This is a genomic window from Mycobacterium sp. (assembly GCF_965229105.1).
In the GTDB taxonomy this organism is placed as follows: domain Bacteria; phylum Actinomycetota; class Actinomycetes; order Mycobacteriales; family Mycobacteriaceae; genus Mycobacterium.
Genome location: NZ_OZ245858.1, coordinates 1,283,978 through 1,300,637, shown reverse-complemented (window position 1 = coordinate 1,300,637; position 16,660 = coordinate 1,283,978). Strand labels below are relative to the sequence as shown.

At 63.9% G+C, this 16,660-nt stretch carries 15 protein-coding genes and 3 pseudogenes; 5 read left to right on the top strand and 13 right to left on the bottom strand.

Going from position 1 to position 16,660, the window contains the following annotated elements; all coding sequences use genetic code 11:
* Nucleotides 1–10: 10 nt before the first annotated feature.
* The 5 genes from ADBZ9O_RS06270 to ADBZ9O_RS06250 are packed head-to-tail and all read right to left on the bottom strand — an operon-like array spanning nucleotide 11 to nucleotide 4,508.
* Complete coding sequence (locus ADBZ9O_RS06270; protein WP_526529413.1) at nucleotides 11–745, bottom strand: TIGR03943 family putative permease subunit; 735 nt, start codon at nucleotides 743–745, stop codon at nucleotides 11–13.
* A complete protein-coding gene (locus tag ADBZ9O_RS06265; protein WP_526529411.1) occupies nucleotides 742–1,725 on the bottom strand; it encodes a permease in 984 nt (327 codons plus the stop codon). Before ADBZ9O_RS06265 ends, ADBZ9O_RS06270 begins: the two co-directional genes overlap by 4 nt.
* An 18-nt stretch (nucleotides 1,726–1,743) precedes the next feature.
* Nucleotides 1,744–2,796 (bottom strand): 4-hydroxy-2-oxovalerate aldolase, encoded by a 1,053-nt coding sequence (gene dmpG / locus ADBZ9O_RS06260; protein WP_526529409.1) that lies wholly within the window; start codon nucleotides 2,794–2,796, stop codon nucleotides 1,744–1,746.
* Nucleotides 2,793–3,710, bottom strand: coding sequence for an acetaldehyde dehydrogenase (acetylating) (locus ADBZ9O_RS06255; protein ID WP_526529407.1), 918 nt, complete (start codon nucleotides 3,708–3,710; stop codon nucleotides 2,793–2,795). The genes dmpG and ADBZ9O_RS06255 overlap by 4 nt, the downstream gene beginning before the upstream one ends.
* A 12-nt stretch (nucleotides 3,711–3,722) precedes the next feature.
* The gene (locus tag ADBZ9O_RS06250) at nucleotides 3,723–4,508 is read right to left on the bottom strand and encodes a 2-keto-4-pentenoate hydratase (RefSeq protein WP_526529405.1); all 786 of its coding nucleotides are present in this window, start codon (nucleotides 4,506–4,508) and stop codon (nucleotides 3,723–3,725) included.
* Nucleotides 4,509–4,580: 72 nt separating this feature from the next.
* Here ADBZ9O_RS06250 and kstD point away from each other — a divergent pair, with 72 nt between their 5' ends.
* On the top strand, nucleotides 4,581–6,263 hold the full coding sequence (gene kstD / locus ADBZ9O_RS06245; protein WP_526529403.1) for a 3-oxosteroid 1-dehydrogenase: 1,683 nt from the start codon (nucleotides 4,581–4,583) through the stop codon (nucleotides 6,261–6,263).
* A 1-nt stretch (nucleotide 6,264) separates the two neighbouring features.
* Nucleotides 6,265–7,125, top strand: a complete 861-nt coding sequence (gene chsH3, locus ADBZ9O_RS06240) for an enoyl-CoA hydratase ChsH3 (RefSeq protein ID WP_526529401.1) — start codon at nucleotides 6,265–6,267, stop codon at nucleotides 7,123–7,125.
* Nucleotides 7,126–7,180: 55 nt separating this feature from the next.
* Here the strand turns inward: chsH3 and ADBZ9O_RS06235 are convergent.
* The 8 genes and pseudogenes from ADBZ9O_RS06235 to ADBZ9O_RS06200 all read right to left on the bottom strand — a co-directional run bounded on the left by ADBZ9O_RS06235 (nucleotide 7,181) and on the right by ADBZ9O_RS06200 (nucleotide 14,295).
* Nucleotides 7,181–8,028: pseudogene (locus ADBZ9O_RS06235) on the bottom strand (hypothetical protein).
* A 136-nt stretch (nucleotides 8,029–8,164) separates the two neighbouring features.
* Nucleotides 8,165–8,317 (bottom strand): annotated as a pseudogene (locus ADBZ9O_RS06230) (lipid-transfer protein); the annotation flags it as partial.
* Nucleotides 8,318–8,323: 6 nt separating this feature from the next.
* The gene (gene ltp2 / locus ADBZ9O_RS06225) at nucleotides 8,324–9,493 is read right to left on the bottom strand and encodes a 17-hydroxy-3-oxo-4-pregnene-20-carboxyl-CoA lyase (protein ID WP_526529399.1); all 1,170 of its coding nucleotides are present in this window, start codon (nucleotides 9,491–9,493) and stop codon (nucleotides 8,324–8,326) included.
* Entirely contained in the window at nucleotides 9,493–9,894 is a 402-nt protein-coding gene (locus tag ADBZ9O_RS06220) for a MaoC family dehydratase (protein ID WP_526529397.1), read from the bottom strand. Before ADBZ9O_RS06220 ends, ltp2 begins: the two co-directional genes overlap by 1 nt.
* A complete protein-coding gene (locus ADBZ9O_RS06215) occupies nucleotides 9,891–10,859 on the bottom strand; it encodes an OB-fold domain-containing protein (protein WP_526529395.1) in 969 nt (322 codons plus the stop codon). The genes ADBZ9O_RS06220 and ADBZ9O_RS06215 overlap by 4 nt, the downstream gene beginning before the upstream one ends.
* Nucleotides 10,856–12,019 (bottom strand): acyl-CoA dehydrogenase FadE29, encoded by a 1,164-nt coding sequence (gene fadE29, locus ADBZ9O_RS06210; protein WP_526529393.1) that lies wholly within the window; start codon nucleotides 12,017–12,019, stop codon nucleotides 10,856–10,858. Before fadE29 ends, ADBZ9O_RS06215 begins: the two co-directional genes overlap by 4 nt.
* Nucleotides 12,004–13,023 carry an acyl-CoA dehydrogenase family protein gene (locus ADBZ9O_RS06205; protein ID WP_526529391.1) on the bottom strand — a complete coding sequence of 340 codons (1,020 nt, stop codon included), beginning with the start codon at nucleotides 13,021–13,023 and terminating at the stop codon, nucleotides 12,004–12,006. The genes fadE29 and ADBZ9O_RS06205 overlap by 16 nt, the downstream gene beginning before the upstream one ends.
* A gap of 36 nt (nucleotides 13,024–13,059) precedes the next feature.
* Nucleotides 13,060–14,295, bottom strand: coding sequence for a cytochrome P450 (locus ADBZ9O_RS06200; RefSeq protein WP_526529389.1), 1,236 nt, complete (start codon nucleotides 14,293–14,295; stop codon nucleotides 13,060–13,062).
* A 144-nt stretch (nucleotides 14,296–14,439) separates the two neighbouring features.
* Between ADBZ9O_RS06200 and ADBZ9O_RS06195 the strand changes: the two genes are divergently transcribed.
* From ADBZ9O_RS06195 to ADBZ9O_RS06185, 3 genes and pseudogenes are all read left to right on the top strand, one after another.
* The gene (locus ADBZ9O_RS06195) at nucleotides 14,440–15,603 is read left to right on the top strand and encodes a steroid 3-ketoacyl-CoA thiolase (RefSeq protein ID WP_526529386.1); all 1,164 of its coding nucleotides are present in this window, start codon (nucleotides 14,440–14,442) and stop codon (nucleotides 15,601–15,603) included.
* Nucleotides 15,603–16,001, top strand: a pseudogene (locus ADBZ9O_RS06190) (DUF8021 domain-containing protein); the annotation flags it as partial. The gene ADBZ9O_RS06195 and the pseudogene ADBZ9O_RS06190, both read left to right, overlap by 1 nt.
* Nucleotides 16,002–16,016: 15 nt before the next feature.
* Nucleotides 16,017–16,493 carry a nitroreductase family deazaflavin-dependent oxidoreductase gene (locus tag ADBZ9O_RS06185; protein ID WP_526532893.1) on the top strand — a complete coding sequence of 159 codons (477 nt, stop codon included), beginning with the start codon at nucleotides 16,017–16,019 and terminating at the stop codon, nucleotides 16,491–16,493.
* The last annotated feature ends 167 nt before the right edge of the window (nucleotides 16,494–16,660 follow it).

Below are 16,660 nucleotides of genomic sequence, written 5' to 3'. Positions count from 1 at the left end.
CCGCGTTCGGTTAGTAGGCGTACGTGTTGGCCGGCTTGTCGATTCGGGTGACGGTTGTAACGGCGAAGGTGGGCACGAAACCGTCATCGGAGTGCGACGAGCCCGGCACGACCTGGCCCTTGATCTGCACCCAGGTGTCGTCCGGGTACGCGGCGACGGCCGGGACGCCAGCACCGGTCAGATGCGCCCTGGCCAGCTGAGCGTCGGCAGCACAACAGACGATGACGACGCGACCGAGGTCCACACCGCCGTCGGGCCGATGCATGGTGAAGCCGGTCAGGGTGATCGTCCGGCCGTCCAGCGAGTTCGTGGAGTCGGCCGCCGCCCGCATGACGACCTCGGGCAGCGACACCGTCGGCGCATCGCCTGCGGGTAGCGCTGGGAACGCCCGGCGCTGCGGTGCGCTGACCACGGCCGGCGAACTGGCGCCTTGTGCCCCGAGCGGGGGCGGCACCACAAAGGCCACCATCGCGATGGGGATCAGCAGCAGCCAGACCAGCCAGGGCTGGTGCCGGTGGTCGCTGTGGGGCTCGTCGGGATCGGCGTCGTCGTCCGCCTGGCGGCCCGCCTGTCGCAGATCCCGAACGATCGCCGCCAGACCCAGCGCGATGAGCACGGCGGCGGCGGCGATCAGCCACGGGAACAGTGCTGGTTTGACGTAGTTCAGGTAGGTGCCCTTGACCAGCATGACCACCGTGGCGAGTCCGACTAGGAGCAGCAGGAGGTTCTGCGTGGCGCGGCTCATCGGCCATCTCCGAGGATGACCAGCCCGACGATCGTCGCAATCACGGTCGCAACGACAAACGTCGCGGGCCCGAACCGCACCGCGAACCGGCGGCCGAACATCCCGGCCTGCATCGCCGCCAGCTTGACGTCGACCGCGGGCCCGACCACCAGGAACACCAGCCGAGGCACCAGCGGCAGCATCGTCAGGCTCGCGGCCACGAATGCGTCGGCCTCCGAACACAGGGCTAGTACGACGGCGAGCGAGGCCATGGTGAGCACCCCGATGACGAGATTGCCCGCGAGATGCTCGAACACCCAGGCCGGCACCAGCACGTGCAACGCCGCCGCCGCGGCAGCACCAATCACCAGGTAGGCCGCGGCCTGCAGGAAGTCGTGGCGCGCCGCCTCGCTGAACACCGTCCACCGCGACGACCCCTGCGCAGGTGGCTCGGGCAGATCGCGGGTGACCCACTCGCTGCGGCCGAAACGCGACCACAGCAGACCCATCACCACCGCCGTGGCCAGGGAGGCCACACACCGCGCCAACACCATCGCCGGCTGGCCCGGGAACGCCACGGCCGTGGCGACCAGCACGACGGGGTTGATGGCGGGCGCGGACAGCATGAAGGTCAGCGCCGCAGCCCCCCGGGTTCCCGGTCCGAACAGTCGGCGAGCCACCGGAACTGAGCCACACTCACAACCCGGCAGCGCGGCACCGCCGATGCCTGCGACAGCCACGGCCAGCGCCGGATTACGCGGCAGCCAGCGCGACAGTCGCTCGGCAGTGACGAAGGTGGCGATCAGCCCGCTGACGATGACACCGAGCACCAAAAACGGCAGCGCCTGGACGAAGACGCCGCAGAACACGGTCGCGGCGGTACTCAGATCGGGGCGTTCGGCGACGAAGACGCTGACCGTGCCCGCAGATAGGGCCAGCACCGTCAACGTCACCAGCAGCAGTTCCAAGGAGCTGATCCGGCGCTTGGTGGCAGTACTCACCGCGCCATCCTGCCCGGGCTAGCTGGGAGTGGCCGCTGCGTCCATTTCGCGTTTGAGTTCTAGGGCGATGTCGATGAGTTGGTCTTCTTGTCCGCCGATGAGTTTGCGCTGACCGGCCCGGTGAAGAAGTTTGTGCGCGGGCACCCCGTAACGCTCGGACTGGCGGATGGCGTGCTTGAGGAAACTGGAATACACCCCCGAATACCCCATCACCAACGCGTTGCGATCCAACAGGCATTCCGCGGGCATCGCCGGGCGCACCACATCCTCGGCGGCATCAGCGATCTCGAAGAAATCGATCCCAGTCTTGACACCGATCTTGTCGAACACCCCGATCATCGCCTCCACCGGCGCATTACCCGCACCCGCCCCGAACCGCCGGGTACTGCCATCGATCTGCTTAGCCCCAGCACGCACCGCGGTCACCGAATTAGCCACCCCCAGCCCGAGGTTCTCATGACCATGAAAACCGACCTGGGCGTCATCACCGAGCTCCGCGACCAGCGCCGCCACCCGATCAGCCACCCCTTCGAGCACCAGGGCACCCGCAGAATCAACGACATACACGCACTGACACCCCGCATCGGCCATGATCCGGGCCTGCGCGGCCAACTTCTCCGGCGGGATCGTATGGGCCATCATCAAAAACCCGACCGTCTCCAACCCGAGGTCGCGGGCGAACCCGAAATGCTGAATCGACACATCAGCCTCGGTGCAATGCGTCGCGATCCGGCAGATCGACCCACCGTTCTGCTGGGCCTCGGCGATGTCGTCCTTGGTGCCCAAACCCGGCAGCATCAAAAACGCGATCTTCGACTCGGTGGCCGTCTCCGCGGCCAGCTTGATTAACTCCTGCTCAGGAGTCTTGGAAAACCCGTAGTTGAAGCTCGACCCGCCCAAACCATCACCATGAGTGACCTCGATAACGGGCACCCCCGCGGTGTCGAGTGCCGCGACGATCGACTGCACTTCGTCTTTCGTGAATTGATGACGCTTGTGATGCGACCCGTCCCGCAGGGAGGTATCGGTCATCCGAACATCCCAGATCGGATTAAAGAAAATATCGCTCATGCCTGAGCACCTCCTGCGACTGCGAATGACTCTTTGGCGATCTCTTCGCCGACCTTCGTCGCCGCCGCGGTCATGATGTCGAGGTTGCCTGCGTAGGTCGGGAGGTAATCGCCGGCGCCTTCGACCTCGACGAATACCGTGACCACGGCCTGGCCACCGGAATGCATCGACGGCGGATCGAACTGCGGCTCATTGAGCAGGCGGTAGCCGGGCACATAGGTTTGCACCTGCGCGGCGACCTCTTTGATCGACGCGGTGATCGCGTCCTGATCAGCATCTTCGGGGATGGCGCAGAAAATGGTGTCCCGCATGATCATCGGCGGCTCTGCGGGATTCAAAATGATGATCGCCTTGCCACGCTGGGCGCCACCGATCACCTCGATACCGCTGCTGGTGGTCTTGGTGAACTCATCAATATTCGCCCGCGTCCCCGGCCCCGCCGACGCCGAGGACACCGACGCCACGATCTCCGCATACGGCACATCGACCACACGGGACACGGCATAGACCATCGGGATCGTGGCCTGCCCACCACAGGTCACCATGTTGACGTTCGGCGCATCCAAATGCGCACGCAGATTCGCCGGCGGAATCACCCCCGGCCCCACCGCGGCCGGGGTCAAATCAATCGCCCGAATCCCGGCCGCCTCATACCTCGGTGCCGCAGCACGATGCACATACGCACTCGTCGCCTCGAACACCAGATCCGGCTTCTCGGGCTGGTTCAGCAGCCAGTCCACCCCCTCATGGGAGGTCTCCAAACCCAGTTTCCGGGCCCGCGCGAGGCCTTCGCTCTCGGGGTCGATGCCGATCATCCAGCGCGGCTCGAGCCAGTCTGAACGCAACAACTTGTACAGCAGATCGGTACTGATGTTCCCCGACCCGACAATGGCCACTGAGGCCTTCTTCGGCATGTGAGCTCCTCGTTAATCGAAAGACAGCCGAACGGACCCTAGCCCGGCAAAGTCAGCGACGAAATGGTCTCCGGGGCGTGCATCTATCGCCCGCGTGCAGGAACCGGGTAACACCACGTCACCGGCGCGCAACCGCACCCCGAACTGATCCACCTTGCGGGCCAACCAGGCCACCGCAGTCACCGGATTACCCAACACCGCATCACTGCGGCCCTCGGCGACCACCTCACCGTTGCAGGTCAACACCGCATCGATAGTGCGGATATCAATATCCTTCGGCGATACCCGTTCCTTACCGAGCACCCACCCCGCTGACGAGGCGTTATCGGCGATCGTGTCGCACAGTTTGATCTTCCAGTCCTTGATCCGGGTGTCGATCAACTCGATCGACGGGGCGAACGCCGCCGTCGCCGCCAACACGTCATCCTCAGTGCACCCCGCCCCGGGCAGATCATCAGCCAAAATGAAACCCACCTCGACCTCCACCCGCGGATACAAAAACGTCCCCGCCGGGACCGGACGGTCCTCGAAGACCTCCATATCGGCCAGCAAATGCCCATAATCCGGCTCGTCGACGCCCATCATCTTCTGCATCGCCTCACTGGACAGCCCTACCTTGTGCCCGATCACCCGGGCCCCCTCAGCCACCCGCGCCCGAATATTGAGCAGCTGAATCTCATAGGCATCCACCACATCAATATCGGGATAACCCGCGGTCAACGGATCCATCGGAACCCGACTCCGCTCAGCCTCAGCAAGGGCGGCGGCAAGCTCTGCACGCGTCTGGGAAGCGAGCATTTTGTGAAGTCCCCTCGTTTCTTCGACCGGGGCAGTTGTTCCCAGGCCGGGCAATTCTATAACGTGTTCTACATGACGGAGCAGGAGTTCGATGTCGTGGTGGTTGGCAGTGGGGGCGCCGGTATGGTCGCTGCTCTCACCGCCGCTCACCAGGGATTATCAACAGTAGTCGTTGAGAAGGCCGCACACTATGGCGGTTCGACCGCGCGCTCGGGCGGTGGCGTCTGGATTCCGAACAACGAGATTCTCAAGCGGGATGGGGTCAAGGACACGCCCGAGGCGGCTGCGACGTACCTGCACGGCATCGTCGGGGACGTGGTCGAAGCCGAGAAGATCGACACCTACCTCAAGCGCGCGCCCGAGATGTTGTCGTTCGTGATCAAGAACTCCCCCTTGAAGTTGTGCTGGGTGCCCAACTACTCCGACTACTACCCAGAGGCCCCTGGCGGTCGGGCCGGTGGTCGGTCCGTCGAGCCCAAGCCGTTCAACGCCAAGAAGCTCGGCGCCGACATGCGCGGGCTCGAACCGGCGTACGGCAAGGTGCCGCTCAATGTGGTCGTGATGCAACAGGATTACGTGCGCCTGAACATGCTCAAACGGCACCCCAAGGGTGTGCTGCGCAGTGTGAAGATCGGTGCACGAACCACGTGGGCCAAGGCAACCGGGCAGAACCTCGTCGGCATGGGCCGCGCATTGATCGCTCCGCTGCGTATCGGCCTGCAACAAGCCGGTGTCCCTGTGCAGCTGAACACCGCACTGACGGATCTGTACGTCGAGGACGGGGTGGTACGCGGCGTGTGGGTCCGGGACTCCACCGGGCCGGAATCGGCTGAGCCGCAACTGATCAGGGCCCGCAAGGCGGTCATTCTCGGTAGCGGTGGCTTTGAACACAACGAGCAGATGCGGGTCAAGTACCAGCGGGCGCCGATCACCACCGAGTGGACTGTCGGCGCGAAGGCCAATACCGGCGACGGCATTCTGGCGGCCGAAAAGCAGGGCGCTGCATTGGAATTGATGGAGGACGCCTGGTGGGGCCCGACGGTCCCGCTGGTCGGCGCACCGTGGTTCGCCCTCTCCGAGCGCAACTCCCCCGGTTCGATCATCGTCAACATGTCCGGCAAGCGGTTCATGAACGAGTCGATGCCCTACGTCGAGGCCTGCCACTGGATGTACGGCGGCCAATACGGCCAGGGCCCCGGCCCCGGTGAGAACGTGCCGGCCTGGCTGATCTTCGACCAGCAGTACCGCGATCGCTATATTTTCGCCGGCCTGCAGCCGGGACAGCGCATCCCGAAGAAATGGCTGGAGTCCGGCGTCGTGGTCAAGGCCGACACCCTCGATCAGTTGGCCGAATTGACCTCTTTGCCCGCCGCTGACCTCGCCGAGACCGTCGCACGCTTCAATGGCTTCGCCCGCAATGGTGTGGACGAGGATTTCCATCGCGGCGAAAGTGCCTACGACAGGTACTACGGCGACCCGACAAACAAGCCGAACCCGAACCTGGGCGAGCTAAGCCACGGCCCGTATTACGCGGCCAAGATGGTCCCGGGCGATCTGGGCACCAAGGGTGGGGTGCGCACCGACGTGCACGGCCGCGCCCTACGCGACGACGGTTCCGTCATCGAAGGCCTGTATGCCGCAGGAAACGTCAGCTCCCCTGTGATGGGCCACACCTATCCGGGGCCCGGCGGTACGATCGGGCCCGCGATGGCATTCGGCTACCTGGCCGCACTGCATATCGCTGGAAAGGCCTAATATGCCAATCGATCTCGATCTCGCCATCGGCGCCGAGCTGGAGCCCATGGAGTTCAGCTGGACCAGCTCCGATGTTCAGCTCTATCACCTGGGCCTTGGCGCGGGCGCGAATCCGCTCGATAAGCGCGAGCTGCGGTATCTGACCGACAACACCCCGCAGGTGCTGCCGACGTTCGGCAATGTGGCCCAGAGCTTCCACATGACCCAAGCGCCGACGGTGCAATTCCCCGGCATCGATATCGAACTGTCCAAGGTGCTACACGCCAGCGAGGCCATCAGCGTGCCGGGACCGGTTCCCGCGTCCGGCACCGGCGTCGCCGTCACCCGCTTCACCGATATCTGGGATAAGGGCAAGGCCGCGGTGATCTGGTCTGAAACCACTGTGTCAGCGCCCGACGGCACACTGCTCTGGACCCAGAAGCGCTCGATCTTCGCCAGGGGCGAGGGTGGTTTCGGCGGTGAGCGAGGACCAGCGTCAACAGCGGGGGAACCCGATCGCGCACCGGAGCTGGAACTCGATATCGTCACGCTGCCGCAACAGGCACTGCTGTACCGGATGTGCGGCGACCGCAATCCACTGCACTCTGACCCGGAATTCGCCTCTGCCGCAGGCTTTCCGAAGCCCATTCTGCACGGGTTGTGCACCTACGGGATGACCTGCAAGGCATTGGTGGACGCCGTGCTCGACGGCGACGCCACGCAGTTGGCTTCCTTCGGTGCCCGATTCGCCGGCGTGGTCATCCCGGGTGAGACGCTGCGGGTCAACGCCTGGAAGAGCGACACCGGCTACACGGGGACGGTGACTGCGCCGGGTCGCGATAACGCTGCGGTGCTCTCCGGGGTGGAGTTCGTTCCGGTCTAGGTCTTAGGCGCCGGCGAATGTTGACTTAGGCTGATTTTCGGCGGCGAATGTTGACTTAGGCCGATGCTCGGCTCGAAATCGCCTCGTGTACGCGCCGCAGAATGTCCGCGGGACGGTCGCCCGCCAGTACCCGAATGACGATCCAGCCTTGACGCTGGATCTTCTCGTGCCGTCTGACATCCCAGCCGTATCGCGAACGGTCTGTCCGGTGCTGTTCGCCGTCGTACTCGGCGGCGACCTTCCACTGTCTCCAGCCCATGTCCAGGAACGCGAACGCATCACCAGTCTCGTCGAGCACGGGGATCTGCGTCTCTGGCCGCGGCAAACCGTCATCGATCAGAAGCAATCTCAGCCAGGTCTCCTTTGGTGATTGCGCACCCGCGTCCACGAGATCCAGTGCAATGCGTGCTTTCTCGATCCCCCGTCGGCCGTCGTACCGACCAAGGAGGGCGCAGGCGTCAGCAACATTCAACTTCGTCGCGTTGGCTAATGCATCGATGTGGGCCACCGCAGCAGACCGTGGATACCAGCAAGCCAGGTCGAGCGCGGTCCGCTCGCGAGTAGTCACTGCGACGTCGCCGACGGGGCCGTGATCTCTTCGTCAACCAGATGGTCACCCCGCACCCGCACGCCAGCATTCGGATAACGATTCGTGTGGATGACCTCGCCGGGCAGCTGAGCGTCGACCCATTTACTGCCGTGCATCGCAGCAGCGGAGACGCCCGCTACAACGCCGCGCCTGCCCGTCCACAGCCACGCTGCTTTGGCGCGGACGACGGCAGTGACCGCAGCATTCCGGGGCACATAGACATCCCGGGCGAGCCGCGTATAGCGACTGTGCAACTGGTACTTCGTCAGCGAACCGGCAGCAATCGCCTCGCTACCGAGAAACGGTTCTCCCATACGCAGAGTGTGCGGCGGCGCGAGAAATCGGCCCGACCGGCATCCACAGCCCGGCGAGTGACTGCCTAGGCTAACGCTCGCCAGCGAGTGTTTAGCTGGCTTTACGTTCGGCGGCCGGTCTGACCTGCTGGGCGACTCAGCCCAGGATGAGGCCCGACGTCGGCACGCCGGTGCCCGCCGTCACGAGCACATGCTCGACGTTCGGTACTGGATTGACCGACGTCCCGCGCAGCTGGCGCACACCCTCGGCGATCCCGTTCATTCCGTGAATGTAGGCCTCGCCGAGCTGGGCGACTCAGCCCAGGATGAGGCCCGACGTCGGCACGCCGGTGCCCGCCGTCACGAGCACATGCTCGACGTTCGGTACCGGATTGACCGACGTCCCGCGCAGCTGGCGCACACCCTCGGCGATCCCGTTCATTCCGTGAATGTAGGCCTCGCCGAGCTGGCCGCCGTGGGTGTTGATGGGCAGTCGCCCGCCGATCTCGATAGCGCCGTCGGCAATGAAATCCTTGGCCTCGCCCCAGCCGCAGAACCCCAACTCCTCCAGCTGAATCAGCGTGAACGGCGTGAAGTGGTCATAGAGGATGGCGGTCTGGATATCTGTGGGCTTCAGACCAGACTGCGCCCACATCTGCTTACCGACCAGACCCATCTCGGGCAGGCCGTCGAGCTCAGGCCGGTAGTAGCTGACCATCGAATACTGATTGGGGCTCGACCCCTGCGCGGCAGCTTCGATGACGGCAGGCCGGTGCTTGAGGTCCTTGGCCCGCTCCGGCGACGTGATCACCAGCGCGACGCCACCATCGGTCTCCTGGCAGCAGTCCAACAGTCGCAACGGCTCGGCGATCCACCGCGAATTCTGGTGCTCTTCAATGGTGATCGGCTTCTCGTAGAAGTACGCCTTCGGATTGTTGGCGGCGTGCTTACGGTCGGCAACGGAGATCGCACCGAAGTCCTTACTGGTGGCGCCAGACAGATGCATGTACCGCTTGGCGATCATCGCCACCTGCGCGGCCGGCGTCGACAGTCCATGCGGGTACGAGAACGAGTTGTCCACCCCGGTCGAGTCGGCATTCTCCACCAACCGCATCTGCACCTGGCCGAACCGCATACCGGAGCGTTCGTTGAAGGCCCGGTATGCCACAACGCAATCCGCGACACCGGTGGCCACTGCGATCGCCGCCTGCTGCACCGTGGCACACGCCGCACCGCCGCCGTGATGGATCTTCGAGAAGAACTTCAGGTCCCCGATACCGGTGGCGCGCGCGACGGCTACCTCAGTATTGGAGTCCATCGTGAACGTGGTCATCCCGTCGACGTCGGCAGGTGTCAGACCTGCGTCATCGAGCGCGTTGAGCACGGCCTCCGACGCCAGCCGCAATTCGCTGCGACCGGAGTTCTTGGAGAAGTCGGTGGCGCCGATACCGACGATCGCCGCCTTGCCGCTGAGTCCACCCGGCATCACGCACCCCCAACCGTCAATGTCGCGTTGGCGATCACATGATCACCAAGACTGTTGCTACCAGTAACTTTCAACGTCACGAGATCACCGTCGACCGCAGTCACCTCACCGGTGAAGGTCACCGTGTCGTAGGCATACCAGGGCACCCCGAGCCGCAGCCCGATCGACTTGATCACTGCCGACGGGCCGGCCCAGTCGGTGATGAACCGCTGCACCAGGCCGGTATCGGTCAGGATGTTGACGAAGATGTCCTTGGAACCCTTGGCCTGCGCCTTGTCCCGGTCGTGGTGCACGTCCTGATAGTCGCGGGTGGCGATCGCGGTGGAGACGATGAACGTGGGGTCGCCGTAGAGCTTGAGTTCAGGCAGCTTGGTGCCGACTTCTAGAACGGGTGCACTCATTTGGCCGGCTCCCACGCGTAGTTGGTCCACGCCGGGCCGACATCATTGGCCGGGAAGTCGATATAGATTGCGCGGACGGGCATTCCGATCTCCACGGTCGAGGGGTCGATATTGCGCAACTCACCGAGCATTCGCACACCCTCGTCCAATTCGACGAGCGCGATCACGAACGGCGGCGTCCGGCCGGGCACTTTGGGCGCATGGTGCACGACGAAACTGAACACCGTGCCGGTACCGGCGGCGACGACGTAGTCGGTTTCCTGCTCCTTGTCGAGCCACAGCGCGGGCACCGGCGGGTGTTGAAGCGTGCCGTCATCGCGTTTCTGAATACGCAGTTCGTGTGCGTTGACGCCGTCCCAGAAGAACTTGGTGTCCTTCGACGAGGCCGGCCGCATGGCATTGTCGGCATCGAGATCGTCGGGCACCGATGTCGCGGAGGCGGCGTCACCTTCACGATCTGCCGGGATGAACTTCATGATGCGCCACATCATTTCGGCGACGTCCTCGTCGCCCACAGACCACGTGATGGTCTGGGTGATGAAGAACGCCTCACCCAACGCGGTCCGCTTCGGACCGACCACATCGGTCAGTTCGGCGGCGACGCTGACCTCTTCACCCGGTTGTAGATAACGGTGATAGGTCTGCTCGCAGTTGGTGGCGACCACACCGATATAGCCTGCGTCGTCGAATAATTCGAGGATTTTGCCCAACGGATCGTCGTCGGGCCGGACGCCACCGAGGCCCATCATGGTCCACACCTGGATCATCGCCGGTGGCGCGACGATGCCGGGATGGCCGGCCGCCTTCGCGGCTGCCTCATCGACGTAGATCGGGTTCTTGTCACCGATGGCGTCAGTCCAGTGATCGATCATTGGCTGATTCACCGGGTGACGACCTACGCGTGGTTTGCTTTTACCTTCGGCCTTGACCCGCTCTGCGGCTGCCCGAATATCGTCGACGGTCACCGCGGAACCCTGGGTACCTGGAGTCCAGAGGCGGCGATCATCTCGCGCATCACCTCGTTGACACCGCCACCGAAGGTGATGACCAGATTCCGCTTGGTCTGCGAGTCAAGCCATTCCAGCAATTCGGCGGTCGCCGGCTCGGCCGGGTTGCCGTACTTGCCGACTACCTCCTCGGCCAACCGTCCCACTCTTTGAATGCGTTCGGTGCCGAACACCTTTGTGGCAGCCGCATCGGCCACCTCGATGGTCTCGGCGCCAGCGGCGACCTGCCAGTTCAACAGCTCGTTGATGCGCCAGATCGCCTTGATCTCACCGAGTAGGCGGCGCACGTCCTCATGGTCGATCGGCGTGACTCCGTCGCCGCCGGGCTTGGACGCCCACGCATGGACATGGTCATAGATGCCCGCCACCTTGCCCGCCGGCCCGAGCATGACGCGCTCGTGGTTCAGCTGCGTGGTGATCAACCGCCAACCGGCGTTCTCCTCGCCGACCAGCATCTCGACGGGGACCCGCACATCGTTGAAGTAAGTGGCGTTGGTGTGGTGTGCACCGTCGGACAGGATGATCGGCGTCCAGGAGTATCCGGGGTCCGTCGTATCGACGATCAGGATCGAAATACCCTTGTGCTTAACGGCTTCCGGGTCAGTGCGGACCGCGAGCCAGAGGTAATCAGCATCGTGGCCGCCGGTGGTCCAGATCTTCTGGCCGTTGACGATGTACTCGTCACCGTGGCGCACCGCACTGGTCCGCAGCGAAGCGAGATCCGTCCCGGCCTCCGGTTCGGAGTAGCCGATGGCGAAGTGCACCTCGCCGGCGAGAATGCCGGGCAGGAACTTCTTCTTCTGCAGCTCGCTGCCGTACTTCTGCAGCGTGGGCCCAACAGTCTGGAGCGTCACGGCAGGCAACGGCACGTCGGCGCGAGCGGCCTCGTTGACGAAGATCTGCTGCTCGATCGGCCCGAAACCCAGCCCGCCGAACTCCTTGGGCCAGCCGACACCGAGCTTGCCGTCAGAGCCCATCCGTTTGATGATCGCCCGGTAGGCCTTGCCGTGCCTATCGACCTCCATCTCCCGCTCTTCCTCGGGCGTGATCAGGGTCGTGAAGTACTGCCGCATTTCGGCTTGCAGCTGCCGCTGCTCCGGAGTTAGTTCGATGAACATTGCGCTCCAACCAATTCGAGACGATGCGCCGGGCCGCCCAGGAGTCGGGTCAGATCCTTGATGGTCGAGTAGTAGCGGTCCATGGGGTAGGTGATATCCATTCCCATTCCGCCGTGCAGGTGATGGCAGATTTGCATCATCGGCGGCGCCTGCGACGTCAGCCAATAACCCAACACGTCCAGATCGTTGTCGGCGTCGAGGTTCTCAGACAACCGCCAGACCACCGACGTGGCCGCCAACGAGATTGTCCTGGAAGCGATGTAGACCTCGGCTAGCTGTGCGGCAACGGTCTGGAACGTCGACAGCGGCCGACCGAACTGCTCGCGTTTGGCCACGTAATCAGCGGTCAGGCGCAGAGCCCCGGCGACCAGTCCCGCCGCAAACGCACCGGTGGCCGCCAGCGCCAATTGGTTGATGCGGCGAGGCTCGGCACCGGCGAGCACATCCGACTCCGGCACCGCGACATCGTCGAATTCGACCACGTACTCGTCGGACTTGTTGGATGTCGGGGTCTTGGTCAAGGTCACCCCGTCGGCCTCCGGCGACACGACGACGACCCCACCATCGGCCGTCACAATGAGCCAGTCGGCCTGATCTGCATAGGGCACACCGATTTTGGTACCGGACAGCCGGCCATCGCGGAATACCGTCGCAGGTCGGTCCGGTAGCGCCGCACCGGGCTCGTTCAGCGCCGCCGAGAGCACACCGCCGTTGGCCACGCTCGACAGAAAGCGATCCTGCTGCTCATCGGAAGCGACATCGAGCAGCGGCAGCAGACCGAGACCGAGGGTGGCCAGCGCGGGGCTGACCGTGCCGTGTCGGCCGATCTCCGTGAGCGCCGTAGTCACTTCTGGCAGGCCTAGCCCGTCGCCGCCCAGACGTTCGGGCAGGCCGAAGGCAATGACACCGCCATCGACGAGTGCCCGCCAACTGTTGTCACGCCCAAGAGCAGAAGTCACCACATCGGCGACCGCCTGCTGTCCCTCGTCCGGACTGAAATCCACTGAATCCTCCTTGATCCTGGGAAATCTGAGCATTACCTACGAAGCAGAGCTAGCACCGGTGTAGTCGACCTGCCAGTGCTTGATGCCGTTGAGCCATCCCGACCGTAACCGCTCGGGCTCACCGACGGACCGCAGGTCCGGCATATGGTCAGCGACGGCATTGAAGATCAGGTTGATCGTCATCCGGGCCAGGTTGGCGCCGATGCAGTAATGCGCACCCGTGCCGCCGAAACCGACGTGCGGGTTCGGGCTGCGCAGGATGTTGAAGGCGGTCGGATCCTCGAAAACGTCGTCGTCGAAGTTGGCCGAACGGTACGACATCACCAGTCGCTGACCCTTTTTGATGTGCACGCCGGACAATTCGACGTCCTCGAGCGCGGTGCGCTGGAAGGCCGAGACGGGCGTCGCCCAGCGAACGATCTCATCAGCGGCGGTCTCTGGACGTTCCTTCTTGTACAGCTCCCATTGATCCGGGTTGTTCGCCATGGCGATCATGCCGTGGGTGATCGAGTTACGGGTGGTCTCGTTGCCTGCGACCGCCAACATGATCACGAAGAAGCCGAACTCGTCATCGGAGAGCTTCTCGCCGTCGATATCGGCCTGAATCAGCGTCGTGACGATGTCATCGGTCGGGTTCTTGCCCCGCTCGTCGGCCATGGCCATCGCGTACATGATCAGTTCCATCGAGGAAACCGCCGGATCGACGTCGGCGAACTCGGGATCCTCGCCGCCAGTCATCTCGTTGGACCAGCGGAACAACTTGTCGCGATCGTCCTGCGGCACGCCGAGCAGACCGGCGATCGCCTGCAATGGCAGCTCACACGAAACCTGTTCGACGAAGTCGCCACTGCCTTCTGCGGCCGCGGCCTTCGCGATGTTCTGGGCGCGTTGAGCCAACTCGTCCTGGAGTCGCCCGATGGCGCGCGGGGTGAAACCGCGGGAGATGATCTTGCGCAGCCGGGTGTGGTGCGGCGCGTCCATATTGAGCATGACGCTGCGCTGCATCTCCACCATGTCGCGCTTCATCTCTTTCGGCCACGTCGGGATCGCGCCGTTCTGCCAATTCGAGAAGATGTCGCTGCGTCGCGATATTTCCTTGACGTCGGCGTGCTTGGTGACGAGCCAGTAGCCGTCGTCCTCGAAGCCGCCCGCGCCTCCTGGTATGTCGACCCAGTGGATTGGCTCGGACTTGCGCAGCTCAGCGAGTTCCGCGACAGGCAGCGCGACGAGGTTGATGTCAGGATCGAGAAAGTCGAAGTCTGACGGGATCATGTGGGGGTCCCTTTCCGTGGAAGCACAGGGGCTCTCCTAACTGCAACGTGTTCTAGTGCCAGTAAAACATGGCTTCACCGCAGATCAAAGGCGTGGCAGTATCGCAGCTTGTCAGAGTAATGGAACGTGTTCTAGCCTGGCGGAATGGGTAACCCTGTCATCGTCGAAGCCACCCGCAGCCCGATCGGGAAGCGCAATGGTTGGCTGTCCGGTCTGCACGCCACCGAGCTCCTAGGAGCTGTCCAGAAGGCTGTCGTAGAGAAAGCCGGCATAGACGCAGGTGACGTCGAACAGCTCATCGGCGGCTGCGTCACGCAGTTCGGCGAGCAGTCCAACAACATCACCAGGGTCAGCTGGCTGCAGGCCGGTCTGCCCGAGCACGTCGGCGCCACCACCGTCGACTGTCAGTGTGGTAGCGCGCAGCAGGCCAACCACCTGATCGCTGGGCTGATCTCCATCGGAGCCATCGACATCGGCATCGCCTGCGGGATTGAGGCGATGAGCCGGGTGGGCCTGGGTGCCAACGCCGGGCCGGACCGCTCGATCATCCGCGCGAAGTCGTGGGATATCGATATGCCCGACCAGTTCACCGCCGCCGAGCGCATCGCCAAGCGCCGCGGCATCACCCGCGAAGACATCGATGCCTTCGGCTATGCCTCGCAGCAGAAGGCCAAAGTGGCCTGGGCCGAAGGACGATTCGACCGGGAGATCTCCCCGATCCTTGCTCCGGTGCTCGACGAGAACAAGCAGCCGACGTCCGACTGGGCGCCCGTCACCCGCGACCAGGGGCTGCGCGAGACCACGCTTGAGGGCCTGGCGCAGCTGAAACCGGTAATGGAAGGCGCAATTCACACCGCGGGCACGTCCTCACAGATCTCCGACGGCGCGGCTGCGGTGCTGTGGATGGATGAGGACAAAGCGAAGGCACTCGGCCTGAAGCCACGCGCGCGGATCATCAGCCAGGCCAACGTCGGCTCCGAGACGTACTACCACCTCGACGGTCCCGTGCAATCCACCGCCAAGGTGCTGGAGAAGGCCGGGATGAAGATGGGCGATATCGACGTCGTCGAAATCAACGAAGCCTTCGCATCGGTGGTGCTGTCCTGGGCGCGGGTGCACAACCCCGATATGGACAAGGTCAACGTCAACGGCGGTGCGATCGCGCTCGGTCATCCGGTGGGTAGCACCGGCGCCCGCCTGATCACCACAGCGCTACATGAACTGGAACGCACCGACAAGAGCACCGCTCTGATCACCATGTGCGCCGGCGGCGCCCTCTCCACCGGCACCATCATCGAGCGGATTTAGTGGGGTCCGTGCCACTTTCTCCCGTGTCGGACGCGGACCGCATCGCGGCCGCGCAGGCTTATATCGACGCCCTGGCCAGCCATCGGGCCGACGATGTGCCGTTTGCTCCGGATTGCGTCCGCATCGAAGTCGGCCTCAAGACCGGTTTCTCGGGAGATCACTTGCGCCGCAGCCTCAATCGCGGTCCGCAGTACAAGATCATCGCCGCGACGACCCCACCCGAATTCACCTTCGACGGCGACCAGCTGCGGGCCCGATTCGACGTGCTGACAAAGGTATCCGTGGGCGGCCGTCGAGTCGCCTCCCACGTCGACGAGGTTTTCCTGATACCCGCCGAGTCCGCCAACGGCCAAGCGCGGATCCACCACATCCGGGCACAGCTCCGCACTTTCATCAGCGATAGGGAAATATCGATGGCCAATCCGCCCCGCCCGCTCAAGCCCAAGCAGGTAGAGAGTCTGAATTCGGCCAAGGTCGGCACCGCGATCAAGTGGATGTCGAAGGCCCAGACCCTGATCTTCAAGAAGACCAACGGGAAGTTCGGCAACAAGTTCCTGCGTGGCTCGGAGGTCGGAATCTTAACCACGACCGGCCGCAAAACCGGTGAGCCCAGGGACAGTCCGCTGCTGTTCCTGCAAGAGGGTCAGCGGATCGTCCTGGTCGCATCCCAAGGCGGTCGCGCCAACAATCCGATGTGGTATCTGAACCTGCAGGCGAACCCCGCCATGAAGTTTCAGACCAAGAACGGTGTCTTCGCGCTCACGGCCCGAGATGCCACCGACGCCGAGCGCGACGAGTACTGGCCCAAACTCGACGCGATGTATCCCGATTTCGTCAACTACCGGTCCTACACCGACCGCAAGATTCCGATCGTCATCTGCGACCCGTAGGTCGCTCACCGATTCCCCAGGCGCGCGCATGCCGCGCCATCACCACCCCCGCAGGTACTGCGGGGGTGGATTGTTATGCATCCAAAAAACCACCATTCCGCTACCGCCCGTAGCGTAAGTGTTAATGTGATCGCGGCCACACGCCTTTCAGGGCGCACGCGGCCGCA